Raw genomic sequence first — 25748 nt, forward strand, 5'->3', positions numbered from 1 at the left:
GCGTTTCCCTTTCCTTTTTTGTTTGCCCGTTCGGGCTTCAGCCCATCACCGGCACGCCCACCACGAACGGGTGGAACAGGAAGATGAGGACCAGATACAAAACCACGCCACCGGCCACGGCGATGGCGTCGCCGCCCCAGCCCTTGGGGGCCACCGGCAGCGGCAGGCCGCGCCGCTTCACCGAGATCCGGTCATAGACCGCCCAGGCCAGCACGGCGCCGAACAGCACCACGGACGCCATATCGCCATTGCTGAGCAGATGGGCCAGCGCCCAGATCTTCACCCCCACCAGCATGGGGTGCTTGAGCTTGGCCTTGATATGGCTCGGCACATAGGCCGCCACCAGGGCAATGCAGGACAGCAGCATCAGGCCCATGGTCGCATGCCGCATGCCCAGGGGCGGATACCACAGATTCACCGGGCCGGCGGCACGCCACAGGCCGAAGCCATAGGCGGTCAACAGCAGCCCGGACGCGGACAGCAGCGAATAGAAGCCCTTGTACGGCCCCTCCCCAACCTTTGAGATCAACCCGGCGCGCACGCCGGGCAGGCTCGTCACCACATGGGTGCCGAGGAAAAGCACAAGTCCGAGGAGCATCATGGGCATGGCAGAAATCCGCGCGAGGCTCGCCCCGCGACAGCGCGGGAGGCCGGACCCTAGAACATGATGGCGCAAAGGGGAAACCGGATTTCGCGCGCGCTCCGCGCCTAACTCGTTGGAGAAAGGCAGCTATTCAGAGTTTTGATGAATTCCATACGAAAATTGTGTCGCGCCGCGGCCGGCGAGGGTGGCGGCACGCGGGCCTCGCCAGCCGCCGCCCGCGTGGCGAAATCCAGGTCCGACACCCCGGCAAAAGGGGCCGCAGGCCGCAGCACCCCGCTGCGCACGGTACGCCGTTGCGTGCAGCGCATGGCGAAAGCGTCGCTGAGGTCTTCTATTCGTCGTGCGCCCATGGTATCCGCCACTGCCAACTCGAAGCGTCATGCGGCACCGGTCGCGCGTCTCGATCCCGTCTCAGCGTGCCACCTCCGGCGAGGTGGGTCCGCGACCAGGAGTTGGCGATGTCGGCACTCATTCATACCCTCAATGGCTCGCCCTTCCGCGAGGCCCTCACCTTTGACGACGTGCTGCTGGTTCCCGGCGCCTCCGAGGTGATGCCCGGCGGCGTCAGCCTCGTCACCCGCCTGACCAACACCATCACCTTGAACCTGCCCATCCTCTCCGCCGCCATGGACACGGTGACCGAGGGCCGCCTCGCCATCGCCATGGCCCAGGCCGGCGGCATCGGCGTGATCCACCGCAACCTCACGCCGGAATTGCAGGCCGAGCATGTGCGGCAGGTGAAGAAGTTCGAGAGCGGCATGGTGGTGAACCCGGTCACCATCTATCCCGACGAGACCTTGGCCGATGCGCTCACCTTGATGAAGCGGTACGGCATCTCCGGCATTCCGGTGGTGGAGCGTGGCTCGAACGGGCGCGGCGGCAAGCTGGTGGGCATTCTCACCAATCGCGACGTGCGCTTCGCCACCGACCCCACCCAGCGGGTCGCCGAGCTGATGACCAAGGACAACCTCATCACGGTCACGGAAAACGTGCGCCAGGACGAGGCCAAGCGCCTGCTGCATCACCACCGCATCGAGAAGCTGCTGGTGGTGGACAATGAATATCGCTGCGTCGGCCTCATCACCGTGAAGGACATCGAGAAGGCGGTGGCCAATCCCAACGCCGCCAAGGATGACCAGGGACGTCTGCGGGTCGCCGCCGCCACCACCGTGGGCGACGATGGCTATGAGCGCACCGAGCGTCTGATCGATGCCGGCGTGGACCTGGTGGTGGTGGACACCGCCCACGGCCATTCCCGCAAGGTGCTGGACCAGGTGACGCGCATCAAGCGCATGTCCAACACCACCCAGATCCTGGCGGGCAATGTCGCCACCGGCGACGGCACCAAGGCCCTGATCGACGCCGGTGCCGACGCGGTGAAGGTGGGCATCGGCCCCGGCTCCATCTGCACCACCCGCATCGTGGCCGGCGTGGGCGTGCCGCAATTGACCGCGGTGATGGATGCGGTGGAAGCCGCCCAGGCCACCAACACCCCGATCATCGCCGACGGCGGCATCAAATTCTCCGGCGATCTGGCCAAGGCTCTGGCGGCGGGGGCCTCCTGCGCCATGGTCGGCTCGCTCCTGGCCGGCACCGAGGAGAGCCCCGGCGAGGTGTTCCTGTATCAGGGGCGCTCCTACAAGGCCTATCGCGGCATGGGCTCGGTGGGCGCCATGGCCCGCGGCTCCGCCGACCGCTATTTCCAGGCCGAAGTGCGCGACGCGCTGAAGCTGGTGCCGGAAGGCATCGAGGGCCAAGTGGCCTACAAGGGCTCGCTGGCCAGCGTGCTGCATCAGCTCGCCGGCGGCCTGCGCGCCGCCATGGGCTATGTGGGCGGGGCGGATCTGGCGGAATTCCGCGAGAAGGCGCGCTTCGTGCGCATCTCCTCCGCCGGCCTGCGCGAGAGCCACGTGCATGACGTGACCATCACCCGCGAGAGCCCCAACTACCCCACCAGCGTCTGAGCCTCGCCGCCGCGCCGGCACGGACGATCTTGCCCTTGCGCCCGCCCCGCTTTCGCCGGGCGGGCGCAAGGGACGGTTCTGCGGTCAGAGACCGAGGATCATCGCGGGCATTCCCCAACGGTATGGCGCAGCGGTGAAAAACCCGCGTCCGCGTGCTCTTTCTCCCTTCCTTTCGTTTCGGAACCGACCCATGCTTTCTCGAAAGCCACGCCGGGTCTGCGGCGATGGCCATGCGGACGTGAGCCGTACAGGGAAGGACAACACGCCATGCCACCTCGCCAGCACACCTGCGTCCAGAGCCGCTCCGTCGGTAGCGGCCGCGGCCTGAAAGCCGCCCTCGGCGGCCTCATGCTGCTCGCCGCACCGCTGAGCGCGGGGCCGGCCTTCGCCCAACTGGCGGACCTCAAGATCATGGCGCCCGCCGCTCCCGGCGGCGGCTGGGACCAGACCGCGCGCTCTATGCAGCAGGCGATGGTGGCCTCGGGTGCGGCCCGCAGCGTGCAGGTCACCAATGTGGCCGGCGCCGGTGGCACCATCGGCATCGCCCAGTTCGTCACCGGCTCCAAGGGCGATCCCAACCAGCTCATGGTCACCGGCTATGTGATGGTCGGCGCGATCCTCACCAACAAGGCGCCGGTGACCCTGGACCAGGTGACGCCCATCGCCCGCCTCACCGAGGAGACCGAGGCGATCGCCGTGCCGGTCAACTCGCCGCTCAAGACCATGGCGGATCTGGCCGCCGCCATCAAAGCCAATCCCGGCAAAGTGACCTGGGCCGGCGGCTCGGCCGGCGGCGTCGATCATATCGCCGCCGCCCTGATCGCGCAGGCGGCGGGCGCGGACCCGGCCAAGATCAACTACATCCCCTTCTCCGGCGGCGGCGAAGCGCTGGCGGCGGTGCTGGGCGGCAAGGTGACCGCGGGCATTTCCGGCTATGGCGAGTTCGAAAGCCAGGTGAAGGCGGGCAAGTTGCGTCTGCTGGCGGTGACCGCCGGCGAACGCATCGCGGGCGTGGACACCCCCACCCTCACCGAAGCCGGCATCCCGCTGAAGATCACCAACTGGCGCGCGGTGGTGGCCCCTCCCGGCCTCACGCCGGAGCAGCGCAAGACGCTGGTGGACACGGTGGAGAAGATGGCCAAGTCCCCCGCCTGGCAGGAGGTGCTGAAGCAGAAGGGCTGGGACGACGCGCTGCTGACCGGCGATGCCTTCGCCGATTTCCTGAAGCAGGAAAACGTCCGCACCACCGAAATCCTCAAGTCCGTGGGGTTGGTGAAGCCCTGAGCAGCCAGGCGTCCGGCGGCGGCCTGCCGCCGAACGGGGTGAGGTCCGGCCCGCAGGGCTGGGGGGAGGCAAGATGGACACCAAAATCAGGAAACCGGACGGCGCGGGGGTGACCATCGCCTGCGCCCTGGCGGTCATTGCCGGGGTGATCTGGTGGGACGCCACCACTCTGGCCTCGCCCTCCCCTTATGGCCTCGGCCCCGACGCCGCGCCAAAGGTGGTGGCCATCGGCCTCGGCGTGCTGGCCCTGGCCAATCTCGGCTCGGCCCTGCGCGGAACCCTGCCGCACCGCGAGCGCGGCGACCTCAACGCCATCGGCTGGATTCTCGGCGGCATGGCGGCGCTGATCGCGCTGATCGGGCTCGGCGGCGGCTTCATTCCCGCCACCGCCGTGCTGTTCGCCGCCACCGCGCGGGCGTTCGGGCGGCGGGCACTGCTGGCGGATCTGGGCATCGGCTTCGGCATCGGCGTCGTGGCCTATCTGCTGTTCGCCAAATTGCTCACCTTGTCTTTGCCCATGGGCCCCCTCGAACGCCTGATCTGAGGTCTCCCCATGGATACGCTCGGCGCCCTGATGCAGGGCCTCTCGGTGGCCATCGCCCCGATGAATTTGCTGTTCGCGCTGATCGGCGTGCTGCTGGGCACCGCCGTGGGCGTGCTGCCGGGCATCGGGCCGGCGCTCACCGTCGCCCTGCTGCTGCCGGTCACCTACAAGCTCGATCCCGCCGGCTCGCTGATCATGTTCGCCGGCATCTATTACGGCGGCATGTATGGCGGCTCCACCACCGCCATTCTCATCAACACGCCGGGCGAGAGCGCCTCCATGGCCACCGCTTTGGAGGGCAACAAGATGGCCAAGGCCGGGCGCGGCGGTCCGGCGCTGGCCACCGCCGCCATTGGCTCGTTCGTCGCCGGCACCATCGCTACCTTGGGCCTCACGTTTTTGGCGCCGACCCTGGTGGACATCGCCATCCAGTTCGGCCCGGAGGATTATTTCGCGCTGATGTGCGTGGCCTTCGTCACCGTCTCGGCCACCTTCGGCGACAGTCCCATTCGCGGCCTCACCAGCCTGTTCGTGGGCCTCGCCTTGGGGCTGGTGGGCATCGACACGCTGACCGGCCAGTCGCGCCTCGCCTTCGGGGTGCCGGAATTGCTGGACGGGGTGGAGATCACCACCCTGGCGGTGGGGCTGTTCGCCATTGGCGAAGCGCTGTTCGTGGCCTCGCGCCGGCATATCGAGGAAGAAAAACTGGAGCCGGTGCGCGGCTCGCTGTGGATGAGCCTTTCGGACTGGAAGCGCTCCTGGAAGCCCTGGCTGCGCGGCACCGCGCTCGGCTTTCCCATCGGCGCCTTGCCGGCGGGTGGCGCCGAGATCCCCACCTTCCTGTCCTATGCGCTGGAGCGCAAGCTGAGCAAGCATCCGGAAGAGTTCGGCACCGGCGCCATCGAGGGCGTGGCGGGGCCGGAAGCCGCCAACAATGCCTCGGCGGCGGGAACCCTCGTTCCCCTGCTCACCTTGGGCCTGCCCACCTCGGCCACCGCCGCCATGATGCTGGCGGGCTTCCAGCAATATGGCCTCAACCCCGGCCCGCTGCTGTTTGCCGATCATCCCCAACTGGTGTGGGGGCTGATCGCCTCGCTGTATCTGGCCAATGTCATGCTGCTGGTTTTGAATTTGCCGCTGGTGGGGCTGTGGGTGCGACTGCTGTCGATCCCCCAGCCCTGGCTCTATGCGGGCATCCTGGTGTTCGCCACCATGGGCACCATCGCCGCCAAGCCGTCCATCGTCGAACTGATGATGCTGATGGCCTTCGGCCTGCTCGGCTACATCATGCGCCGGTTCGACTATCCCATCGCCCCGGTGGTGGTGGGGCTGATCCTCGGCCCGGTGGCGGAAGCGCAATTGCGCCGGGCGCTGTCGATCTCGCTCGGCGATCCCATGGTGCTGCTGGAAAGCCCGATCTCCGCCACCTTGCTGGCGGTGGCCGCCATCGCTTTGATCGCGCCGTTCGTGATGAAGAACCTGGGGCGGTTCAAGGCGAACGAGGATTGACCCTTCGGCCACGAAAAAGGCCGGGTGCCCTGAGGCATCCGGCCTTTTTTGTGTCGTTGCGGCAGACGGGGCGTCTTACTCCGCCGCGGCGCGCCGGGCCGGGTCGTAGTTCAGGATTGGCGCCAGCCAGCGCTCGCCCTGCTCCACGGTCCAGCCCTTGCGGGCGGCATAGTCTTCCACCTGATCGCGCTCAATGCGGCCGACGCCGAAATAGGCGCTCTGCGGATGGGCGAAATAGAGCCCCGACACCGCAGCCCCCGGCCACATGGCATAGCTCTCGGTGAGTTCCAGGCCGATCTTGGCGGTGGCGTCCAGAAGGGTGAACAGCGTGCCCTTCTCCGTGTGGTCCGGCTGGGCCGGATAGCCCGGCGCCGGGCGGATGCCCTGGTACTTCTCGGCGATCAGATCGTCCGGCCCCAGCGCCTCATCCGCCGCATAGCCCCAGAATTCGCGCCGCACGCGGTGGTGCATGCGCTCGGCCAAAGCTTCGGCCAGACGGTCGGTCAGCGCCTTGAACAGGATGGCGGAATAATCGTCATTGGCGGCCTTGAAGGCGTCGGAGCGCGCCTGCTCGCCGATGCCGGTGGTGACCGCGAAGCCGCCCATATAGTCCGGCAGCCCGGTCTCCAGCGGCGCGACGAAATCGGCCAGGGCCAGATTGTAGCGCCCTTCCCGGCGCGCCAGTTGCTGGCGCAGGGTGTGCAGGGTGGCGAGCGGGGTCTTGCGGGTGTCGTCGCGGAACAGGACGATGTCGTCGCCCTCCGCATTGGCCGGCCAGAAGCCGATCACCGCGCGGGCGGTGACCCACTTTTCTTCCACGATCTTGGCCAGCATGGCCTGGGCGTCCGCGAACAGGGAACGCGCCGCCTCGCCCACCTTCTCGTCCTGAAGGATCGCCGGATAGCGCCCCGCCAGCTCCCAGGAGGCGAAGAAGGGCGACCAGTCGATATAGGGCACCAGGTCCGCGAGGTCGTAATCCTCGAACACCTTGGTGCCGAGGAAGCTGGGCTTGGGCGGCACGGTGCCGGCGAAATCCAGCCTCAGGGCATTCTCGCGCGCCTTGGCCAACGGCACCCGCTGCTTGGCGTCGTCGGCGCGGGCATGGGCGTCGGCCAGCTTCACATATTCGGCCTTGATGTCGGCCATGTAGCTGTCGCGGGTGTCGACGTTGAGCAAATTGGAGACCACGCCCACGGCGCGTGAGGCGTCGGTCACATAAACCGCCTGGCCGCGCAGATATTGCGGGGCGATCTTCACCGCCGTGTGGACGCGCGAGGTGGTGGCGCCGCCGATCAGGAGGGGCACGTGAAAACCCTCGCGCTCCATCTCGGAGGCGACCGAGACCATCTCGTCCAGCGAGGGGGTGATGAGGCCGGACAGGCCGATCACGTCCACATTCTGGGCGCGGGCCACTTCCAGGATCTTGGCGGCGGGCACCATCACGCCGAGGTCGATGACCTCGTAATTATTGCACTGGAGCACGACGCCGACGATGTTCTTGCCGATGTCGTGCACATCGCCCTTGACGGTCGCCATGAGGATCTTGCCGGCGGCGGAGGCCTCCCCGAGGCCCGCCTCCTCCTTTTCCTTCTCCATATAGGGCATGAGATAGGCTACCGCCTGCTTCATGACGCGGGCGGACTTCACCACCTGGGGCAGGAACATCTTGCCGGCGCCGAACAGGTCGCCAACGATGTTCATGCCGCTCATCAGCGGGCCTTCGATCACGTGCAGCGGCCGCGCCACCGACTGGCGCGCCTCTTCCGTATCCACTTCCACGAAGTCGGTGATGCCGTTGACCAGCGCATGGGCGAGGCGCTTATCCACGTCCCAGGTGCGCCAGGTCAGGTCCGCTTCGCGCTTTTCCTTGCCGGCGCCGCCCTTGAAGCCTTCGGCCAGGGCCAGGAGGCGATCGGTGCCGTCGGCGCGGCGGTTGAGCACCACGTCCTCGCAGGCCTCGCGCAGTTCCGGCTTGATCTCATTGTAGAGCGCCAGCTGGCCGGCATTGACGATGCCCATGTCCATGCCCGCCTGGATGGCGTGATACAGGAACACCGCGTGCATGGCCTCGCGCACCGGCTCGTTGCCGCGGAACGAGAACGAGAGGTTCGACACCCCGCCGGAGATATGGGCGTGGGGCAGGTTCTGCCGGATCCAGCGGGTGGCCTCGATGAAGAAGACGCCATAGGGCGCATGCTCCTCGATGCCGGTAGCCACCGCGAAGACGTTGGGATCGAAGATGATGTCTTCCGGCGGGAAACCGATCTCGTCCACCAGGATCTTGTAGGCGCGGGCGCAGATTTCGGTCTTGCGCTCGAAGGTGTCGGCTTGGCCCTGCTCGTCGAAGGCCATCACCACCACGGCGGCGCCATAGCGGCGCACCAGACGGGCATAATGGCGGAACGCCTCCTCCCCCTCCTTCATGGAGATGGAGTTGACGATGCCCTTGCCCTGGATGCACTTCAGGCCCGCCTCGATGATCGCCCACTTGGAGCTGTCCACCATCACCGGCACCCGCGAGATGTCCGGCTCGGAGGCGACGAGGTTCAGGAACGAGACCATGGCCGCCTGGCTGTCCAGCAGGCCCTCGTCCATGTTGACGTCGATCACCTGGGCGCCGCTCTCCACCTGGTCGCGGGCCACGGCCAGCGCAGCGGAAAAATCGCCGGTGGTGATCAGCTTGCGGAAGCGGGCGGAGCCGGTGACGTTGGTGCGCTCGCCCACGTTCACGAACGGGATCTGCGGCGTCAGCTCGAACGGCTCCAGGCCGGACAGGCGCAGCATGGGCACCAGATCGGGAATGGCGCGCGGGGTCTTGCCGGCCACGGCGCGGGCGATGGCGGCGATATGGTCCGGCGTGGTGCCGCAGCAACCGCCGACGATGTTCACCAGACCGGAGGCGGCGAACTCGCCCACCAGTTCGGCCATGGCCTCCGGGCTCTCGTCATAGAGGCCGAATTCATTGGGCAAACCGGCATTGGGATAGGCGCACACCAGCGTGTCGGCGACCCGGCCCAGTTCGGCGATATGGGCGCGCATTTCCTTGGCGCCCAAGGCGCAATTCAGGCCGATGGAAAACGGCTCGGAATGGCGCAGCGAATACCAGAAGGCGGACGGGGTCTGGCCGGACAGGGTACGGCCCGACAGATCGGTGATTGTGCCGGAGATCATCACCGGCACGCGGTAGCCCAGTTCGTCGAACAGGCCCTCGATGGCGAAGATGGCCGCCTTGGCGTTGAGGGTGTCGAAGATGGTCTCGATCAGCAGCAGGTCGGAGCCGCCTTCCAGCAGGCCGCGGGCCTGCTCGCCATAGGCCACCGCCAGTTCATCGAACGAGGTGGCGCGAAAGCCGGGGTCGTTCACGTCCGGGGAGATGGAGGCGGTGCGGTTGGTGGGTCCGATGGCGCCAGCGACAAAGCGGCGGCGGCCGTCCAGCTTTTCCGCTTCGATGGCCGCTTCCTTGGCGAGGCGCGCGCCTTCCACGTTCAGCTCATAGGCCAAGGCCTCCATGCCGTAATCGGCCTGGGCGATGGTGGTGGAGGAGAAGGTGTTGGTCTCGACGATGTCGGCGCCGGCCATGAAATACTTCAGGTGGATGGCCCGCACGTCGTCCTGCTGGCTCAGATTCAGCAGGTCGTTATTGCCCTTCACGTCCCGCGGCCAGTCGGCGAAGCGCGGGCCGCGATAGCCGGCCTCATCCAGCTTCAGCCCCTGGATCATGGTGCCCATGGCGCCATCCAGCACCAGGATGCGCGCGCGGGCGGCGGCGATGAGGGCTGACTGGGTCTCGTCGTGGACATCGCTCATGGGGGCACCTCGTGGCTCGGGGTCATATGACTGAGAGCCGCTGAAAACGGGGCGGGCCGGGTGGCCCGATCTGGCTATTGGCCGCGCTTTTCAAGCTCGGCGAGGCGGGTTTCGATCTTCTCGAGGCGCCGTTCGATCCCGGCCGCCGCGCAGCGGTGCAGGATCTCGTCGCCCTTCATAACCATGCGCAGCAATTCATTGCTCCGGTGACTTGCGGCAGGCTGGCCGTCTGGTGTGTCGATGCGTGCCGTCAACCGGCCCAGATCCATCCGGATGGGATCGTCTGGCTCATGTCCCATCTTTTCCTCCCAAACCAACACACAGCTCACGCCCGTCATGGCCGGGCTTGTCCCGGCCATCCACGCAGCGCCGACGGCGCAGACCCTTGCAGGTTGCCCCCGGCGGAGCCCCGTGGATCCCCGGATCAAGTCCGGGGATGACGACCTTCTGCGGCATGAGGTCAGGCCCTTAGTTTCAATTCAGCCTAGTATGCGACCGCCACCGCCGCTTCCGCCGGCGCGCCCTGCGGGCGCAGGCCCAGCAGGTGGCAGACGGCATAGACCAGGTCGGCGCGGTTCAAAGTATAGAAATGGATATCGGTGACGCCGCGATCAACCAGGTCGGTCACCTGTTCGGCCGCCACCGCCGCGGCGATCAGCTTGCGGGTCTCCACGTCGTCGTCCAGCCCCTCGAAGCGGGCCGCCAGCCAGGCCGGGACGCTGGCCCCGGTGGCGGCGGCGAACTTGGCTGCCTGCTTGAAATTGGTCACCGGCAGAATGCCCGGCACGATGGGAATGGTGATGCCGCGCGCCCGCACCTTGTCCATATAACGGAAATAGACGTCGTTATCGAAGAAGAACTGGCTGATGGCGCGGGTGGCGCCCGCATCCACCTTGCGGGCCAGCACGTCGATGTCCGCATCGATGCTGGCGCTCTCGGGATGCTTCTCGGGATAGGCCGAGACCGACACCTCGAAATCCCCCAGCCGCTTGATGCCCGCCACCAGATCGCAGGCATGGGCATAGCCGTCGGGATGCGGCTCATAGGCGGTGCCCACCCCGGTGGTGGGATCGCCACGCAGGGCGACGATGTGCTTCACCCCGGCCTTGGCATAGCCGCGCACCACGTCATCGATCTCCGCCCGGCTGGCGGCGACGCAGGTGAGATGGGCGGCCGGCGCCAGCGCGGTGTCGGTGACGATGCGCGAGACGGTGGCATGGGTGCGCTCACGGGTGGAGCCGCCGGCGCCGTAGGTCACAGAGACGAAGCGCGGCGCCAATGGCGCCAGCCGGTGAATGGAGGCCCACAGGGTGCGCTCCATCTCCTCGGTCTTCGGCGGAAAGAACTCAAACGACACCGAGACCGGGGCCTTGCCCAGTTCGCGGCTCGCCCGGATGGGGCCCGACATCAAACCATCTCCCTTTGGGGCTCGGCGGCCACCCGGACGCGCGGGTCGCGGGCCAGCCAGAGCGATACGATCAGTGTTCCGGCGGTGTTCCGCTCGGGGGCGAGGCCCTTGGGCTCCAGGGAGGTGTGCTTGACCGGCTCCAGGCCGGCCTGCACCATCCAGCCCTCCACGGTCTCGGCGGAAAAGCCGAGGCGGCGGTGGGCATGGGCCTCACGCAGAAATTCCAGATCATGGGGGGCGAAATCCACCACCAGCAGCCGCCCGCCCGGTCGCAGCACGCGGGCCGCCTCGCGCACGGCGCGGGCGCCGTCATCCAGGAAGTGCAGCACCTGATGGATGATGACCACGTCGAAGCTGTCGCGCGGCATGGCCAGATTATAGATGTCGCCCTGGCGCACCGAGCAGTTGCGCAGGCCCGCCCGCTCCAGATTGGCCCGGGCCACCGCCAGCATGTCCGGCGACAGATCGAGGCCAAGGCCGCGGGTGATCTCGCCGCCGAACAATTCCAGCATGCTGCCGGTACCGGTGCCGAGATCCAAAAGCGCATCGATGCGCGCCCCGCCCAGGGTGGCGCGCACGGCGGCTTCCACCTCCGCCTCGGGCACATGCAGGCTGCGGATGCGGTTCCACTGCTCCGCATGGGTGCGGAAATAGCTCTGCGCGGCGGCGGCGCGGGCGGCGCGCACATCGGCGAGGCGCTCACGATCGCGGGCCAGCACCGGGTCATTGGGGTCCATCAGCGCTAGCAGACGCAGCGCCAGGACGCCGTTCGCCCCTTCGGTGGCGCGGCGGTAGAAGACCCAGCTGGCCTCCCGATGCCGCTCTACCAGTCCGGCCTCGGCTAGCAGCTTGAGATGGCGAGAAATGCGCGGCTGCGACTGGCCCATGATCTCCGTCAGGTCGGATACGGTAAGGTCGGCCTCCCCTAGAACCGCGAGGAGCCGCAGGCGCGTGTCCTCGCCGGCCGCTTTGAGGCCCTCCAGGAGAGTCGCAAACGGCAGATGCGGATCGAAAGCAGCGGGCAAACCAAAGGACATAAAGATATCTTTATATTCAAATCAGGGGCAGTGCAAGAGTGAGGCTGGAATGAGGCTTGTGCCATTCTTCACGATCCCTTGTCGGGGGCATCGCAACGATTGCGCACCCCGACGCGCGGGGTTACAGACCAATAACCGGAACAAATCTCGGCATTGAGTCCTTGAAGACATAGCCTGCGTCAATTGGATCCAAACTGGGACAAAGATTCAGGTTTCGCGTTTCCAATTTCGTCACGTTTCAGGGTTAACACGGGTTCCATGACGCTGCGCAACACCCTTCTCCTCACCCTTGGGGCTTCGCTTCTGGCCGTGACGGCCCACGCGCAAACGCTCCCGGGTCGCTACTCCGTTCCTGTCTCGGACGATGATGAGACGGGTGCGATTTCCGCGGAGGCTCCCCCCGCCGATATCACGCACACCCCGAACGGGCCCGTGCCTGGCTACAACGATCCCTATGGTCGCACGCCCTCGCGTGACTATGTGGAACGCGCCCCCATTTCCGCGCCCACCGGCGCGCCGCAGGCGCCCAATTATGGAGCCCCGCAGCAGCCGCAGCAGGGCTATGCCCAGCCGGCCCAGGCGCAGGCGCCCGGATCGCAGCCCATGTCCATCACGCCGCAGCCCGGCTATGCCACGGCTCCGCAGCAGCAGCCCGGTTATGCCGCCGCGCCGTCGCAGGGCGGCTATGGCCAGCCCCAGCCGGGCCAGCAGCAGATCTATATCCAGGGTCCCAACGGCGCCCCCGTGGCCGCCGTGGCGCCGCAGCAGAACGGCGCGCCGGTCTATGCGCCGCGCGGAGGCTATATGCCGCCGCAGACCTATGAGCAGCAGCAGGCCATGCGCGCGCAGCAGGTGCCGAACCCGTCCGCGGGTTACGTTCAGCCGGCGGCCGTTCAGCCCGGCGGCGTCTACAGTTCCAACGCCCCGGTGGTGCCCGGCACCGCCCAGGCGCCGTCCGGTCCGCGCATCGAAGACGTGGATCCCAGCGAGCCGGTGCCGGATCGTTTCCGCCGCCAGACCGTGGACTATGTGAGCAACCAGCCGGCCGGCACCATCGTGGTGGATACGGGCAACACCTACCTGTATCTGATCCAGGGTGGCGGCAAGGCGATCCGCTACGGCATCGGCGTGGGCCGCGACGGCTTCACCTGGGCCGGCACGGAAAAGATCACCCGCAAGGCGGAATGGGCCGATTGGCGCCCGCCGACGGAAATGATCCAGCGCCAGCCCTATCTGCCGCGCTTCATGGCCGGTGGCCCCGGCAATCCGCTGGGCGCCCGCACCCTCTATCTGGGCGGCACCGTCTACCGCATCCACGGCACCAACGAGCCGCAGACCATCGGCAAGTTCGTGTCCTCGGGCTGCTTCCGTCTGCTGAACGCCGACATCGAAGACCTGTTTGACCGTGTCAACGTGGGCACCCGGGTCGTGATCCTGCCCAAGAGCGGCGGCGCCCAGGCCAACGCCCAGCGCTGATCGTCCCAAACACGCGAAACGCAAAAGGGCGCGCCCGTCGGGTGCGCCCTTTTTCTTTGCGGGTCACGCGAACGGTGATAGGCGAGCGGCGGAGGTGCACCCATGACTGTGACCGTGCGGGATCCCACCGCGGCTGATGAGGCCGCGTGGCGCAAATTATGGGCCGGCTACAACGACTTCTATCGGGCCGACGTGCCCGAGGTGGTCACGGCCTACACCTGGAAGCGCGCCCTGGACCCGGCCTCGCCGGTGTTCGCCCTCCTGGCGGAACAGGACGGGGCGCTGGTGGGCATGGCGCTGTGCGTGCATCACGAAGGCACCTGGAGCCTCACCGGCGTATGCTATCTGGAAGACCTGTTCGTGGACCCGTCCGCGCGCGGCGCCGGGGTCGGGCGGGCCCTGATGGAGCATCTGGTGGCCCTGTGCCGGGCGCGGGGCTGGTCGGATCTCTACTGGCACACCCGCGACAGCAACACCGCCGCCCGCCAGCTCTACGACACCTATGTGGCCGCCGATGACCATGTGCGCTACCGCATGGAGCTGGACCGCCCCTGAGCGACCGCCGGCCTACACCAGGCTCGCCGCCACATTGACCCCCAGCGCGATCACCGAGGCATTGAACACATAGGCCACCAATTGGTGTCCGAGAACCGTGCGCCGCAGCCGCCGGGAGTTCACGCTCACATCGGCGGTCTGCGCGGACGTGCCGATGGTGAAGGAAAAATAGAAGAAGTCCCAGAAATCGGGGTCCTCATCGCCGGGAAAGCCCAGCATGGGATGGGTATCGGCGGAAACGCTATAATATTCCCTTGCGTAATGCATCGCATAGATGCCGTGCATGAAGGTCCAGGATAGGGTCAAGGTGCCAATGGCCAGCAGCAGATGCGGCAGCGCATATGGCCCGGCGCCGGACACGCTGCCGGCTTCCTGAACCACGGCCGCCACGCTGAACAGGCTGGCCAGCAGGGCGCCGATCAAGATGACCAGGGCGCCCTCATCCTCCTCCGCCGCACGCCGCCGCACGCGCTCGGCGGTACCGCCCATCACCACCTTCATCACCAGCACCAGCCAGACGGCGATGCCGATATCCCAGGCCACCAGGAACCGGGTGTGGAAGGCCAGCTCCGGCGACACCGCAAAGGTCACCAGCGCCACCAGGATGCCGACAAACAGCCGCAGGTGCAGCCGCAGCATCCGCCGCCACACCGACCGCTCGATCTCCGTCTCGTCCGTCGGCGCGCCGTCGCTCGGCCCGGCGCCCGACCGACGGCGCCGGAAGCGCGGCGGCTTGAAGGTGGAGCCTGTGGCGCGGACGGTTCTGAACTTCGGCCGCCCCTGCTCCGAGGCGGCCGCGGTTGACGCCGTGGCGTGCGCTCGGCGCGCCGGCGGATCGGCGGGATCACCAACGGCGTTCGGCGCGGGAGCGACAGGCGGCAGGGCGTCAGGCATCAGGGCCCCATACGGGAGAGGACGAAGGTTCGAACCGAGCGGGTGACGGGCTGGCCCACTCTGGACGGACCAGCGCCGGAGGCGCACAATATTGGCGCAAGATCACACTTTCGTGGATGGCTGCGGGCGCGATTCGCCTCGATCCGGGACCGCAACCGCCACATATGTCGACGCCAGACCTGCGCCTCCCGGCGCCTTTCCGTACGCTCATCTGTCGCCATTCTCCCTCTTAGCATCGCGCGCCCAACTCGCATATGATGCCCCTTGCCCGCTTCGGAGCTTGTGTCCCATGCCCACGACATTGCCCAATCCCACCGCCGACATCACGGCGCGCTTGGCTGCCCTGCGCGCGAGCTGGGGCTGGTTCGTGGCCCTGGGCGTGGCCTTCGTGATCCTCGGCTTCGTCGCGCTGGCCCATCTGGTGGCCAGTTCCTACGCCACCGCGCTCTATGTGGGCGCCCTCATCCTGGTGGGCGGCATCGTGCAGGTGGTGCATGCCTTCCGGGTGAAGGACTGGAGCCGGTTCTCCTTCTGGCTGCTGTGCGGCGTGCTCTATGTCATCTCCGGCGCGCTGATCATCACCCAGCCGCTGCTGGCCGCCGGCGTCATCACCCTGGTGCTCGGCATCTCGTTCGTCATCAACGGCGTGTTCCGCATCGCCGCCGGCCTCGGCTCGCGCGGGCATGAGGGCTGGGGATGGATTGTCTTCTCCGGCGCCTCCACTTTGGTGCTGGGCATCATCATCGTCGCCGGCTGGCCGTTGAACGGACTGATGATCCTGGGCCTGCTGCTGGGCATCGATCTGGTCATCAACGGCGTGGCCACCGTGCTGTTCGGCCTCGCCCTGCGTGGCAAGGGCGCGTGACCCCATGCCGGAGGCCAGGCGGGCACGCGGTGACGGCGGACGCACCGGAACCGTGGTCCGGCTGCCGGTGCGGACCCGGCCCATGCCCGCGTCGCCCCGCGACCTGAGGCTCGATTTCTTCCGCGGCCTGGCCCTCTGGCTGATCTATCTCGATCACGTCCCCAGCAATGTACTGAACGTCTTCACGCTGCGGAATTTCGGATTCAGCGACGCGGCTGAGATCTTCGTCTTCATCTCCGGCTATACCGCCGCCCTGGTCTATGGCCGGGTGATGCGCGAGCGCGGCGTGGTGATCGCCACCGCGCGCATGCTGAAGCGGGCGTGGCAGCTCTATGTGGCGTTCGTGTTCCTGTTCGTGGTCTATCTGGCGCAGATCGCCTATGTGGCGCAGCGGTTCAAGAACCCGCTCTATGCGGAGGAAATGAACATCCTGCGCTTCCTGGACGAGCCGGACGTCACCCTGATCCAGGCGCTGCTGCTGCGCTTCAAGCCGGCCAATACCGACATCCTGCCGCTCTATATCGTGCTGATGCTGGCCCTGCCGGTGGTGATCTGGGGGCTGCTGCGCCGCCCCAACCTCACCTTGGGCCTGTCGCTGGCGGTCTATGCGGGCGCGCTGGCGCTGGGCCTGAACTTCCCCGGCTGGCCGGCGGACCATGTGTGGCTGTTCAATCCGCTGGCGTGGCAATTGCTGTTCGTGTTCGGCTCCTGGTGCGCCTTGGGCGGCTCGGAGCATCTCCAGCCGGTGGTCCGCTCGCGGGTCGCAGTGGCCGCGGCGGGGGTCTTCCTGCTGGGCTCAGCGCTGGTGGTGCTGAGTTGGACCGTGCCCGCCCTCGACGGCCTGGTGCCGGACGCGGTGGCGGAGCTCATCTATCCCATCTCCAAGACCGACCTGGCGCTGCTGCGCTTCGTCCACTTCCTGGCCCTGGCGCTGGTGGTGAGCCATTTCGTGCCGCAGGACTGGAAGGCGCTGCGCTCGCCCTGGGCCAAGCCGCTGCTGCTGTGCGGCCAGCATTCGCTGGAGGTGTTCTGCTTCGGGGTGTTCCTGTCCTTCGGCGCGCATCTGGTGCTGGTGGAAGTCTCCGCCCGGCTGCTGGCCCATATTGGCGTCAGCGTGGCCGGGATCGTGTTGATGGTTGCACTGGCGGCGCTGATGTCGTGGTATCAGGAGAATGAAAAGCGGCGCGGACCGGACCGGACCGCTGGGGGCGTGGCATGATCCTGAGGATCTCGCCGATTATGATGGCCATGGCGGCGCTGCTGGCGCTCGGCGGGAGCGCGCGCGCGCAATCCGCCGCGCCCGCCGCCTCCCCGGCCGTGCGGGCACAGCCGAACTGCCAGGCCCCCGAGCACTATCTGACCCCCAAGGTGCCGCTGCGCCGCGCCGCGGAAGCGCTGCGGGCCACCAAGTCTTTGCGGGTGCTGGTGTTCTCCTCGGTGCGCAACCCCGCCATCTCCGAGAGCGTGGAGGCCAAGCGCTATCCCGCCAGCCTCAATCAGGCCCTGGTGGCGCGCTATCCGGGCCGCACCATCAGCGTCACCACCCACAACGAGCCCCAGACCCCCATTGGCGAGAGCCTGAAGGCGCTCAAGGCCACGCTGGTGGACAAGAGCTTCGACGTGGTGATCTGGCAACTGGGCTCCACCGACGTGCTGCGCGGCACCGACATGGCCCTGTTCGGCGCCAAACTCACCAGCGGCATCGGCGAGATCCGCGCCCGCAACGCCGATGCGGTGATCATGACCATGCAATACAGCCCGCGCACGGACTTCATGTTCGATGCCGGGCCTTATATTCAATATCTGCGCTGGGTAGCGAAGGCCGAAGGGTCGGCGCTGTTCAACCGCTATGACGTGATGCGCTACTGGGTGGAAGACGGCAGTTTCGACCTGTCGGAACTCCAGCCCGGCGCCAGCATCTTCGAGGATGTTCATCGTTGCGTGGGTCAATTGCTCGCGCGCTTCATCGCCAACGGCATCGCCGCGCCGGAGAGCCAATGACCCGTCTGCGTTCCTTCCCTCTGGGCCCCGTTGGCGCCCTCGCCGTGTCGCTCGTGCTCCTGGCTTCGCCCGCCACCGCCCAGACCGCGCCGGTCTGCTCCACCGTGACCAGCCAACCGGCGCTGCGCCTGCCCCAGGCGGCGGCGACCCTGGCCAAGACCGGCAAGCTCACCATCGTGGCGCTGGGCTCCTCCTCCACCGCCGGCGTTGGCGCATCCTCCCCCACCAAGACCTATCCCGCCCGCCTGCAGCAGGAACTGGCGGCCCGCTTTCCCGGCGCCACCATCACCGTGGTGAATCGCGGCGGCAATGGCGAGGACGCCCCCGAGAATCTGCGCCGCATGGATGCGGACGTGGGCGCGCTACAGCCGGATGTGGTGTTGTGGCAGGTGGGCACCAATGCCTTGCTGCGGCAGTTCGGCGTGTCCGGCTCGGACGTCCCCATGCGCAACGGCATCGAGAAGATTCGCAGCTATGGCGCCGAAGTGGTGCTGATCGATCCGCAATATGCGCCCTGGGTGATCGTCGATCCCGATGCCAAGCCCATGGTGCAGTTGATTGACACCGTCGGCCGCGAGCAGAATGTGCCGGTGTTCCACCGCTTCGCGATGATGCAGCTCTGGCATGACCGGGACAAGATCAGCTTCCCGCAGATGAGCTTCATCGACGGCCTGCACGGCAATGACTTCGCCTATGACTGCCTCGCCCGTTCCCTCGGCTACAGCCTCGCGGCCGGCCTGAAGGCGCCGGCGGGACAGCCGGCCATCGCCTCCTCGGGCGCACCGCCCGCCCGCTGACCCCGCGCCCCGGACCGACCGGGACCAGGGTCTGCCACCAGAAGCAGCATCACCGCCCGGACCAATGGTCCAGGCGGGTGGGCACCTGTCTCGTCACACGATCAGGTCGTGCTTTTCCGTCACCGTGGCATCGGGCCCGAGGCGGTAGACGATGGGCGCGCCGGTGGCCAGTTCGCGCTTCATGATGCCGGCCGGGCTGAGCTTCTCAAGCACCATCACCAGCGCCCGCAGCGAATTGCCATGGGCCGCCACCAGGGTGCGCTCGCCGCGCAGCACGCCGGGCAGGATCTCCTGCACATAATAAGGCAGCGTGCGAGCCACCGTGTCGCGCAGGCTCTCGCCGCCGGGGGGCGGCACGTCATAGGACCGGCGCCAGCTGTGCACCTGCTCCTCGCCGAACTTGGCGCGGGCATCGTCCTTGTTGAGGCCGGAGAGATCGCCATAGTCGCGCTCGTTCAGCGCCTGGTCGGCGATGGTCTTCAGGTCGGCAAGCCCCATCTCGCCCAGCACCAGCTGGCAGGTGCGCTGGGCGCGGGTCAGCAGCGAGGTATAAGCGATGTCGAAGGACAGGCCCTCGGCCGCCAGCAGCGCGCCGGCGCGGCTGGCCTCGGCCACCCCCTTCTCGGTCAGGCCCGGATCGCGCCAGCCGGTGAAGAGGTTCTTGAGGTTCCACTCGCTCTGCCCATGACGGACGAGGACGAGAAGGCGATCCATGGGCATGATCCTTGGGTGACGGGGAGGCCTCGAAACGACCCCGACCCCGCCCGGATGCGCCGCAAGGCGCCCCAGGCCGGCCAAGATCCTTCCGCGCACCGAACCGGAGACGTACCGCGCGCCGGACAGATCATCCGGCCCGCTTCGTCTCTCTGCTGCCCGACGCGAACCTCCCCTCGGACAGAAAGCCGGCGAGAGATATCACGAGCACCGGCGCAGTTTCAAAGGCCTTCACAGGCGCGAGACGGCGACACCGGCAGTCCCACACCCCGCCGACGGGGCGTGAATACCTCTCTGACACCGCCAAGGCGGCAGACATAAGGCAAGGCGCAAACCCGCAGCGATGGCGGGCGCGCCAGCGGGCCTAATCGGCCAGATCGAGCACATCCACCATGGAATAGAGTCCGGGCTCCCGGCCCTTGGTCCATTTGGCCGCCGCCAGCGCCCCATTGGCGAACAGGCCCCGGTCCTCGGCCTTGTGCACCAGTTCGAGGCGCTCGGAGGGACCGGCGAAGATCACCGCGTGTTCGCCCACCACGGAGCCGCCGCGCAAGCTGGCAAAACCGATGTCGCCCGGCCGGCGGGCCCCGGTAATGCCGTCGCGCCCCCGCGCCGCACAGTCCTCGAGATTGACCCCGCGACCTTCCGCCGCCGCCTCGCCCAGCATCAGCGCGGTGCCCGATGGGGCATCCACCTTGCGCGAATGGTGCATTTCCATGATCTCGATGTCGAAGGCAATGCCCAGCGTCGCCGCCGCGCGCCGGGTCAGGGCCGCCAGCACATTGACGCCGAGGCTCATATTGCCGGACTTGACCACCGGCGTCCGCCGCGCGGCTGCCTCGATGGCGGCGGTCTCGGCGGTGGAAAAACCCGTGGTGCCGATGACCAGGGCGATGCCGGCTTCGGCCAGACGCTCCGCCAGACGCACGGACGCGGCCGGGGTGGAGAAGTCGATCACCACATCGGCGCCGTTCAAGGTCGCGGCGGCATCGCTCTCCACGGTAATGCCGGTGGGCTTGAGCCCCGCCAGCACGCCCGCATCCTCACCCAGATGGCTACTGGCGGGATGCTCCAGGGCACCGACCAGGACGAATCCGGCGCCGCGGTTCACCGCCCGCACCAATTCCTGGCCCATGCGGCCCCCAGCTCCGTTGATCACCACCCGCAGATCGGACACGTCTTATTCTCCTTAACCGGAAGCGGGAGTGCCGGGGCCACCGCTGCAGCCACCGGCACGGGGTCATGCACCGCGGGATGCGGCGTCGGTGATTCGCGCCATCCGGCACGCCGTGCGGGTCAGCCGGGCTGAGGCCCGTCATAGCCGGGGATCACCAGCAGATCCGCCTCGGCCACCTCCTGGCGGATCGCCAGGGCGCGCTGGTAGATCTCCGAGCGATAGCACGCCACTGCCGCCTCCAGGCTCGGAAAGCGCGTCACCACGTTGCGGCCCCGCGCAGTGCCCTCGACGATCTCGATCCGCCCGCCCCGTGCCAGGGAGGTGCCGTTGAACGCCGCCGTGGCCTCGGTGGCCAGCGCCGCATAGGCCTTATAACGCTCGGGGTCGCGCACGGACACCCGCACCACCCAATAGCCGGGCACCACATCCACGGGCGCAGCAGGCGCCGGCACCGGACCGCCTTCCAGCACGATGAGATCGGCCGTGGAATACGGCCGGCGCAAGTCGATGGCCGCCTGGTAGGCGGGGTCGCGATATGCGGCCAGCGCCGCCGCAAAGCTCGGGAATTCCACAACCACATTGCGGGTGCGGGCGCGGCCTTCCATCAAAGTGAACGGGCCACCGCGGACCAGGAAGCGCCCGCCATGAGCGCCGATCACCGGACCGTTGGCGCGGGTGTAGGGGCCATAGCCCACATCATCCACCACATCCACGGCGGCGACCCAATAGCCCTTGGGCGTGACTTCCGTTGCTGCGTCCTGACCCATCCACGCCTCCCCGTGCCCCGCCGCCGTTGATCCGGCGGATCGGGTCCTCAGCTGTTCAATTCGGCCAGGATGGCCCGCGCCGCCGCCACCGGATCGGCCGCCTCCGTGATCGGACGCCCGACCACGATGCGATTCGCACCGGCCTGCAAGGCCGCGCGGGGCGTGGCGATGCGCTTCTGGTCGCCCACATCGGCGCCGGCGGGCCGCACGCCGGGGGTGATGACCAGGAAATCCGAACCCACGGCGCCGCGCACCATGGCCGCATCGGTGGGGGCGCAGATCACCCCCGCCACCCCGGCATCGCGGGCCTGGATCGCCCGCATGCGCACGGTCTCCGTCACGCCATGGGCATAGCCGGCAGCGGCGAGATCGGCATCGTCATAGGAGGTCAGCACGGTGACGCCGAGCACGCCGAGCTGGCTGCCCGCCGCGCCCCGCGCCGCCGCGGCCAACGTCTGGGGATAGGCATGGACAGTCAGCAGAGAGACGCCCCGCACGGCGGCGGCGGCGGTGGCCTTCTCCACCGTGTGGCCGATGTCGTGCATCTTGAGATCGAGAAACACCTTCTTGCCGGCGCCGATCAGATCGTCCGCCAGATCCAGGCCCCCGGCCACGGTCAGCTCAAGGCCGATCTTGTAGAAGCTCACCGCATCGCCCAATTGCCACACCAGGGCTTCCGCAGCGCCCACGGTGGGGAAATCCAAAGCGACGATCAGGCGGTCTCGGACGTCGGGGGGCGTATCGGTCACGGTGCGGGAGCCTCTTCCAGGGGGCGCCATCGATCGGGCGCCGCAGTCGCAGTCTGGCGGAACCAGCAGCCGCCGCCCACCGGGGGCTGATCGTACGCGCGGGAAATGGGCGTGCCGGCCACTCGGCACAGCAGCAATGTGCCGACGCCGCCATGACCGATGAAGAGTGTGGGCGTTTGCGGCGCTTCGGACAAGGCCAGCAGCACCCCGGCGCAGATGCGCTCCTGGGCATCAATGGCCCGCTCCCAGCCGCGCACGCTCTCACTTGGGCGGGCGAAGAAGGCGTCGGCCACCGCCTGGAACTCCGCCTCGCGCAGATAGCCGGTGGCGGAGCGGTCATTCTCGTGGAGATCCTCGCGCACCTCCACCGGCAGCCCGAGCACGTCGCCCAGGATGGCGGCGGTCTCCGTGGCCTTGGTCTCGGTGGAGGACACCAGCCGGCCATAGGCCATCAGCGCCGGCTCGCGGGCGAACGCCTCAGCGCGGGCGCGGCCCTGCGCGGACAGGCCCCATTGTGGCACCGGCACGTTCGGGTCCACCTGGACCTGCGGATGGCTGAGATAGAGGAAGGGGGTCATGAAACCTCAAGGCTCATGAAACGGCGGACACCGCGGCAGCGACCCTCAGGCCTGCAGTGCGGCAGGGGCGCCGATGTCCGGCACCCCGCCGTTTCAGGCGGAGAGGTTCAGGCGGACGGACGCCGATAGGCCCACACCCGGGCCGGCGGCAGGTTCCACCACACCCGCGGCGAGACTTCGCCATGGATCTCGCCGGGCTTCAGCGGGATCGGCGAGACCACCGCATAGGTGAACTGCACGAACGGCGCGCCCGGACGGGAGAGGTCGAAGGCCTCATTCACCATGCGGTCGCGTTCCTGCGGCGGCTTGGTGAACAAAGGCAGCGAGGAGATGGTCCCCACCGCCGGCGCCGGCAGGCGATCATGCAAGGTGTCGTACATGGCATAGGCATCGCCATGGATGACCGTGACGCCCGGATAGCGCTTGCGCAGCAGGGCGCAGAACTCGCGATTGTATTCGATCAGATACAGCCGCTCGGGGGCAAATCCGCGCGCCAGCAGCGCGCGGGTCACCGGGCCGGTGCCCGGCCCCAGTTCGATCACCGGCCCATCCTGCCGGGGATCCAGATAGCTTGCCATCATCTTGGCCAGCGCCCGTCCGGACGGCGATACCGCGCCGGTCTTTAGCGGGCTCTGGAACCAGGATTGCAGAAAGCGCATCTCGTCGTTGAGACGGGGCTTTTCGGTCACACCGCGACGATGCGGGGAATGGAGCATGCGTTCGGCTCCGCGCCAGGGGCAGTCTTCAAGATAAACTGGCGATTAGACGGGAAAGGACATCGGGTCAAGGCATCGTAGCGTCAGCCACGAATGGTGCATTGACCCGGACGACGTCACTCCGCGAGGAAAGCGGCCAATTCCGAGCGGAACTCCGGAGCGATATCAGGACGCGACAAAGCGTAGGCGACATTCGCCATCAGGAAGCCGATCTTCGAACCGCAGTCATAGACCGTGCCGTCGAACTCCACGGAGAAGAAGCGCTCGCGCTCCATGAGCTTGAGCATCGAATCGGTCAGCTGGATCTCGTTACCAGCGCCCTGCTCCTGCTTGGCCAGCAGATCGAAGATGGTGGGCTGCAGAATATAGCGCCCCGAGATGGCCAGATTGGTCGGCGCGGTGCCCAGCGCCGGCTTCTCCACCATCTGGGTGATCTCATTGGCGCCGGCGCCCACCTGCTTGCCGGTGCCCACGATGCCGTACTGATTGGTCTGGTCGTCCGGCACCTCATAGACCGACACCACGTTGCCGCCGGTGCGGTTGAAGGATTCCACCATGGAGGTGAGGCAGCCCTTGCCGTTGCCATTGGGCAGATGGAGCATGTCCGGCAGCAGCAGCGCGAACGGCTCGTCGCCGATCAAATCGCGGGCGCACCACACCGCATGGCCGAGGCCCAGCGGCAGCTGCTGGCGGGTGAAAGAGGTGGTGCCGGCCTTCGGCGTGTCCCGGTCGAGCTGCGCCAGTTCCTTGGTCTTGCCGCGATCGGCCAGGGTCTTCTCCAGCTCGAACTGGCGGTCGAAATGGTCCTCGATCACCGCCTTGTTGCGGCCGGTGACGAACACGATGTGCTCGATGCCGGCGGCCAGCGCCTCGTCGACCACATGCTGCACCACCGGGCGGTCCACGACGGTCAGCATTTCCTTGGGCACCGCCTTGGTGGCGGGCAGGAAGCGCGTGCCGAGGCCGGCGACCGGCAGGATGGCTTTACGGAGCGGCTTGGGCATGGATCGAACACCGTTCGTTGCGGATCATTGCGGAGGCGTAAGAGAGGCGCTTCCTAACACAGGTCGGAGACATCTCGCAAAGCAACTGCAAACCGTGAAAATAGTTGCAAAATATATTGGTTTCACTGCGGCAAGACTTTGTCGCGCCGTGGATTGACGCGCCTCGCGCGCTGCCGCAGTTTCGTCGCCCGAAGCTGAGGAGAGAGCGCATGACGGTGCTGGTCACGGGCGGGGCGGGCTATATCGGCAGCCACATGGTTCTGGCCCTCATCGATGCGGGCGAGCCGGTGGTGGTGCTGGATAATCTCTCCACCGGCTTCCGCTGGGCGGTGCATCCCGACGCCACTTTCGTGGAGGGCGATGTCTCCGACAGCGCCCTGGTCGCCCAGGTGATCGCGGACCATGACATCACCGCCGTGGTGCATTTCGCCGCACGTATCGTGGTGCCGGAATCGGTGGCCGATCCTCTGGGCTATTATTACGCCAATACGGTGAAGACCCGCGCGCTGCTGGAGGCGGTGGTCGCCGCTGGCGTCCCGCACCTGATCTTCTCCTCCACCGCCGCGGTCTACGGCATGGTGGGCAATGACCCGGTGGCCGAGGACGCGTTACTCTCTCCCATCTCGCCTTATGGCCGCTCCAAGCTGATGAGCGAGTGGATGCTGGAAGACACTGCGTTTGCCTTCCCGCTGCGCTATGTGGCGCTGCGCTATTTCAATGTGGCCGGGGCCGATCCCGCCGGACGCACCGGCCAGTCCACCGCCGGCGCCACCCATTTGATCAAGGTCGCCTGCGAGACCGCGCTCGGCAAGCGCCCCGGCATGGCGGTGTTCGGCACCGATTACGAGACCCCGGATGGCACCTGCCTGCGGGACTATATCCACGTCTCCGATCTGGTGGCCGCGCATCTGGATGCGTTGACCTATCTGCGCCAGGGCGGCTCCAGCGCGGTGCTGAACTGCGGCTATGGCCGGGGCTATTCGGTGCTGGAGGTGATCGACACCGTGAAGTCCGTTTCGGGCGTCGACTTCAAGGTGACCTATTCGCCGCGCCGGCCCGGGGATCCCGCGGCCGTCGTGGCCAAGGCCGACAAGATCCGCGCCACCGTGGGCTGGGAGCCGCGGCTGGATGATCTGGCCACCATCGTGCGTCATGCGCTGACCTGGGAACAGAGCCTGGATCGGCGTCGCAACACCTGACGCGCCCACAAACTTGCCCTACGTTAACCGTGGCGCAACCATATTGATTGCCCATTACCCCTCAGGACATCTCGGTCGCGGCGTGCGGCGGCGAAGAGG

Annotated in this window: 24 protein-coding genes; 11 read left to right on the top strand and 13 right to left on the bottom strand. The window is 67.4% G+C overall.

Translation table 11 applies throughout. The annotated features are described in order from the left end of the window. Window positions 1–37: 37 nt before the first annotated feature. A complete protein-coding gene (locus AAG816_RS10540) occupies window positions 38–607 on the bottom strand; it encodes an NnrU family protein (protein ID WP_341989570.1) in 570 nt (189 codons plus the stop codon). Between the two features lie 455 nt (window positions 608–1062). Between AAG816_RS10540 and guaB the strand changes: the two genes are divergently transcribed. From guaB to AAG816_RS10560, 4 genes are all read left to right on the top strand, one after another. Then, window positions 1063–2568 carry an IMP dehydrogenase gene (guaB, locus tag AAG816_RS10545; RefSeq protein WP_341989571.1) on the top strand — a complete coding sequence of 502 codons (1506 nt, stop codon included), beginning with the start codon at window positions 1063–1065 and terminating at the stop codon, window positions 2566–2568. 348 nt (window positions 2569–2916) lie between these two features. Continuing rightward, window positions 2917–3852: a tripartite tricarboxylate transporter substrate-binding protein gene (locus AAG816_RS10550; protein ID WP_341989635.1), complete on the top strand. Its 936-nt coding sequence runs from the start codon at window positions 2917–2919 to the stop codon at window positions 3850–3852. Between the two features lie 73 nt (window positions 3853–3925). Then, on the top strand, window positions 3926–4396 hold the full coding sequence (locus AAG816_RS10555; RefSeq protein ID WP_341989572.1) for a tripartite tricarboxylate transporter TctB family protein: 471 nt from the start codon (window positions 3926–3928) through the stop codon (window positions 4394–4396). 9 nt (window positions 4397–4405) lie between these two features. Then, entirely contained in the window at window positions 4406–5905 is a 1500-nt protein-coding gene (locus tag AAG816_RS10560; RefSeq protein ID WP_341989573.1) for a tripartite tricarboxylate transporter permease, read from the top strand. 75 nt (window positions 5906–5980) lie between these two features. On the opposite strand, the gene metH is transcribed toward AAG816_RS10560, so the two are convergent. The 4 genes from metH to AAG816_RS10580 form a co-directional block, all read right to left on the bottom strand. Continuing rightward, on the bottom strand, window positions 5981–9712 hold the full coding sequence (gene metH, locus AAG816_RS10565; protein ID WP_341989574.1) for a methionine synthase: 3732 nt from the start codon (window positions 9710–9712) through the stop codon (window positions 5981–5983). A 74-nt stretch (window positions 9713–9786) separates the two neighbouring features. Beyond that, complete coding sequence (locus AAG816_RS10570) at window positions 9787–10050, bottom strand: hypothetical protein (protein ID WP_341989575.1); 264 nt, start codon at window positions 10048–10050, stop codon at window positions 9787–9789. Window positions 10051–10196: 146 nt separating this feature from the next. Then, complete coding sequence (metF, locus tag AAG816_RS10575; RefSeq protein WP_341989576.1) at window positions 10197–11120, bottom strand: methylenetetrahydrofolate reductase [NAD(P)H]; 924 nt, start codon at window positions 11118–11120, stop codon at window positions 10197–10199. Next, on the bottom strand, window positions 11120–12157 hold the full coding sequence (locus tag AAG816_RS10580) for a metalloregulator ArsR/SmtB family transcription factor (protein ID WP_341989577.1): 1038 nt from the start codon (window positions 12155–12157) through the stop codon (window positions 11120–11122). The genes metF and AAG816_RS10580 overlap by 1 nt, the downstream gene beginning before the upstream one ends. Before the next feature lie 432 nt (window positions 12158–12589). Between AAG816_RS10580 and AAG816_RS10585 the strand changes: the two genes are divergently transcribed. Together AAG816_RS10585 and AAG816_RS10590 are read left to right on the top strand one after the other, a co-directional pair. Further along, window positions 12590–13633, top strand: coding sequence for a L,D-transpeptidase family protein (locus AAG816_RS10585; protein WP_341989578.1), 1044 nt, complete (start codon window positions 12590–12592; stop codon window positions 13631–13633). 102 nt (window positions 13634–13735) lie between these two features. After that, window positions 13736–14188, top strand: a complete 453-nt coding sequence (locus AAG816_RS10590; protein ID WP_341989579.1) for a GNAT family N-acetyltransferase — start codon at window positions 13736–13738, stop codon at window positions 14186–14188. Between the two features lie 12 nt (window positions 14189–14200). Here the strand turns inward: AAG816_RS10590 and AAG816_RS10595 are convergent, their stop codons facing one another. Then, a complete protein-coding gene (locus AAG816_RS10595) occupies window positions 14201–15082 on the bottom strand; it encodes a DUF1345 domain-containing protein (protein WP_341989580.1) in 882 nt (293 codons plus the stop codon). A gap of 289 nt (window positions 15083–15371) precedes the next feature. On the opposite strand from AAG816_RS10595, the gene AAG816_RS10600 reads away from it, so the two are divergent. From AAG816_RS10600 to AAG816_RS10615, 4 genes are all read left to right on the top strand, one after another. Continuing rightward, entirely contained in the window at window positions 15372–15947 is a 576-nt protein-coding gene (locus AAG816_RS10600) for an HdeD family acid-resistance protein (protein ID WP_341989581.1), read from the top strand. Window positions 15948–16029: 82 nt separating this feature from the next. Beyond that, a complete protein-coding gene (locus AAG816_RS10605) occupies window positions 16030–17166 on the top strand; it encodes an OpgC domain-containing protein (protein ID WP_341989582.1) in 1137 nt (378 codons plus the stop codon). Beyond that, entirely contained in the window at window positions 17163–17948 is a 786-nt protein-coding gene (locus AAG816_RS10610; protein ID WP_341989583.1) for a hypothetical protein, read from the top strand. Before AAG816_RS10605 ends, AAG816_RS10610 begins: the two co-directional genes overlap by 4 nt. After that, a complete protein-coding gene (locus tag AAG816_RS10615; protein ID WP_341989584.1) occupies window positions 17945–18745 on the top strand; it encodes an SGNH/GDSL hydrolase family protein in 801 nt (266 codons plus the stop codon). Before AAG816_RS10610 ends, AAG816_RS10615 begins: the two co-directional genes overlap by 4 nt. A 93-nt stretch (window positions 18746–18838) precedes the next feature. On the opposite strand, the gene AAG816_RS10620 is transcribed toward AAG816_RS10615, so the two are convergent. The 7 genes from AAG816_RS10620 to AAG816_RS10650 form a co-directional block, all read right to left on the bottom strand. Continuing rightward, window positions 18839–19459 (bottom strand): 2,3-bisphosphoglycerate-dependent phosphoglycerate mutase, encoded by a 621-nt coding sequence (locus AAG816_RS10620; protein ID WP_341989585.1) that lies wholly within the window; start codon window positions 19457–19459, stop codon window positions 18839–18841. A gap of 364 nt (window positions 19460–19823) precedes the next feature. After that, on the bottom strand, window positions 19824–20636 hold the full coding sequence (dapB, locus tag AAG816_RS10625; protein WP_341989586.1) for a 4-hydroxy-tetrahydrodipicolinate reductase: 813 nt from the start codon (window positions 20634–20636) through the stop codon (window positions 19824–19826). Between the two features lie 119 nt (window positions 20637–20755). Further along, a complete protein-coding gene (locus AAG816_RS10630) occupies window positions 20756–21403 on the bottom strand; it encodes a DUF1330 domain-containing protein (protein WP_341989587.1) in 648 nt (215 codons plus the stop codon). A gap of 47 nt (window positions 21404–21450) precedes the next feature. Continuing rightward, on the bottom strand, window positions 21451–22152 hold the full coding sequence (gene pyrF / locus AAG816_RS10635; RefSeq protein ID WP_341989588.1) for an orotidine-5'-phosphate decarboxylase: 702 nt from the start codon (window positions 22150–22152) through the stop codon (window positions 21451–21453). Next, window positions 22149–22730, bottom strand: coding sequence for a histidine phosphatase family protein (locus AAG816_RS10640; protein WP_341989589.1), 582 nt, complete (start codon window positions 22728–22730; stop codon window positions 22149–22151). The genes pyrF and AAG816_RS10640 overlap by 4 nt, the downstream gene beginning before the upstream one ends. Before the next feature lie 107 nt (window positions 22731–22837). Then, a complete protein-coding gene (locus tag AAG816_RS10645) occupies window positions 22838–23446 on the bottom strand; it encodes an rRNA adenine N-6-methyltransferase family protein (RefSeq protein WP_341989590.1) in 609 nt (202 codons plus the stop codon). A 116-nt stretch (window positions 23447–23562) separates the two neighbouring features. Continuing rightward, a complete protein-coding gene (locus AAG816_RS10650; RefSeq protein ID WP_341989591.1) occupies window positions 23563–24450 on the bottom strand; it encodes a UTP--glucose-1-phosphate uridylyltransferase in 888 nt (295 codons plus the stop codon). A 209-nt stretch (window positions 24451–24659) separates the two neighbouring features. Between AAG816_RS10650 and galE the strand changes: the two genes are divergently transcribed. Next, window positions 24660–25649, top strand: a complete 990-nt coding sequence (gene galE / locus AAG816_RS10655; RefSeq protein WP_341989592.1) for a UDP-glucose 4-epimerase GalE — start codon at window positions 24660–24662, stop codon at window positions 25647–25649. Window positions 25650–25748 lie beyond the last annotated feature (99 nt).

Source organism: Azorhizobium sp. AG788 (genome assembly GCF_943371865.1).
Classification (GTDB): Bacteria; Pseudomonadota; Alphaproteobacteria; order Rhizobiales; family Xanthobacteraceae; genus Azorhizobium.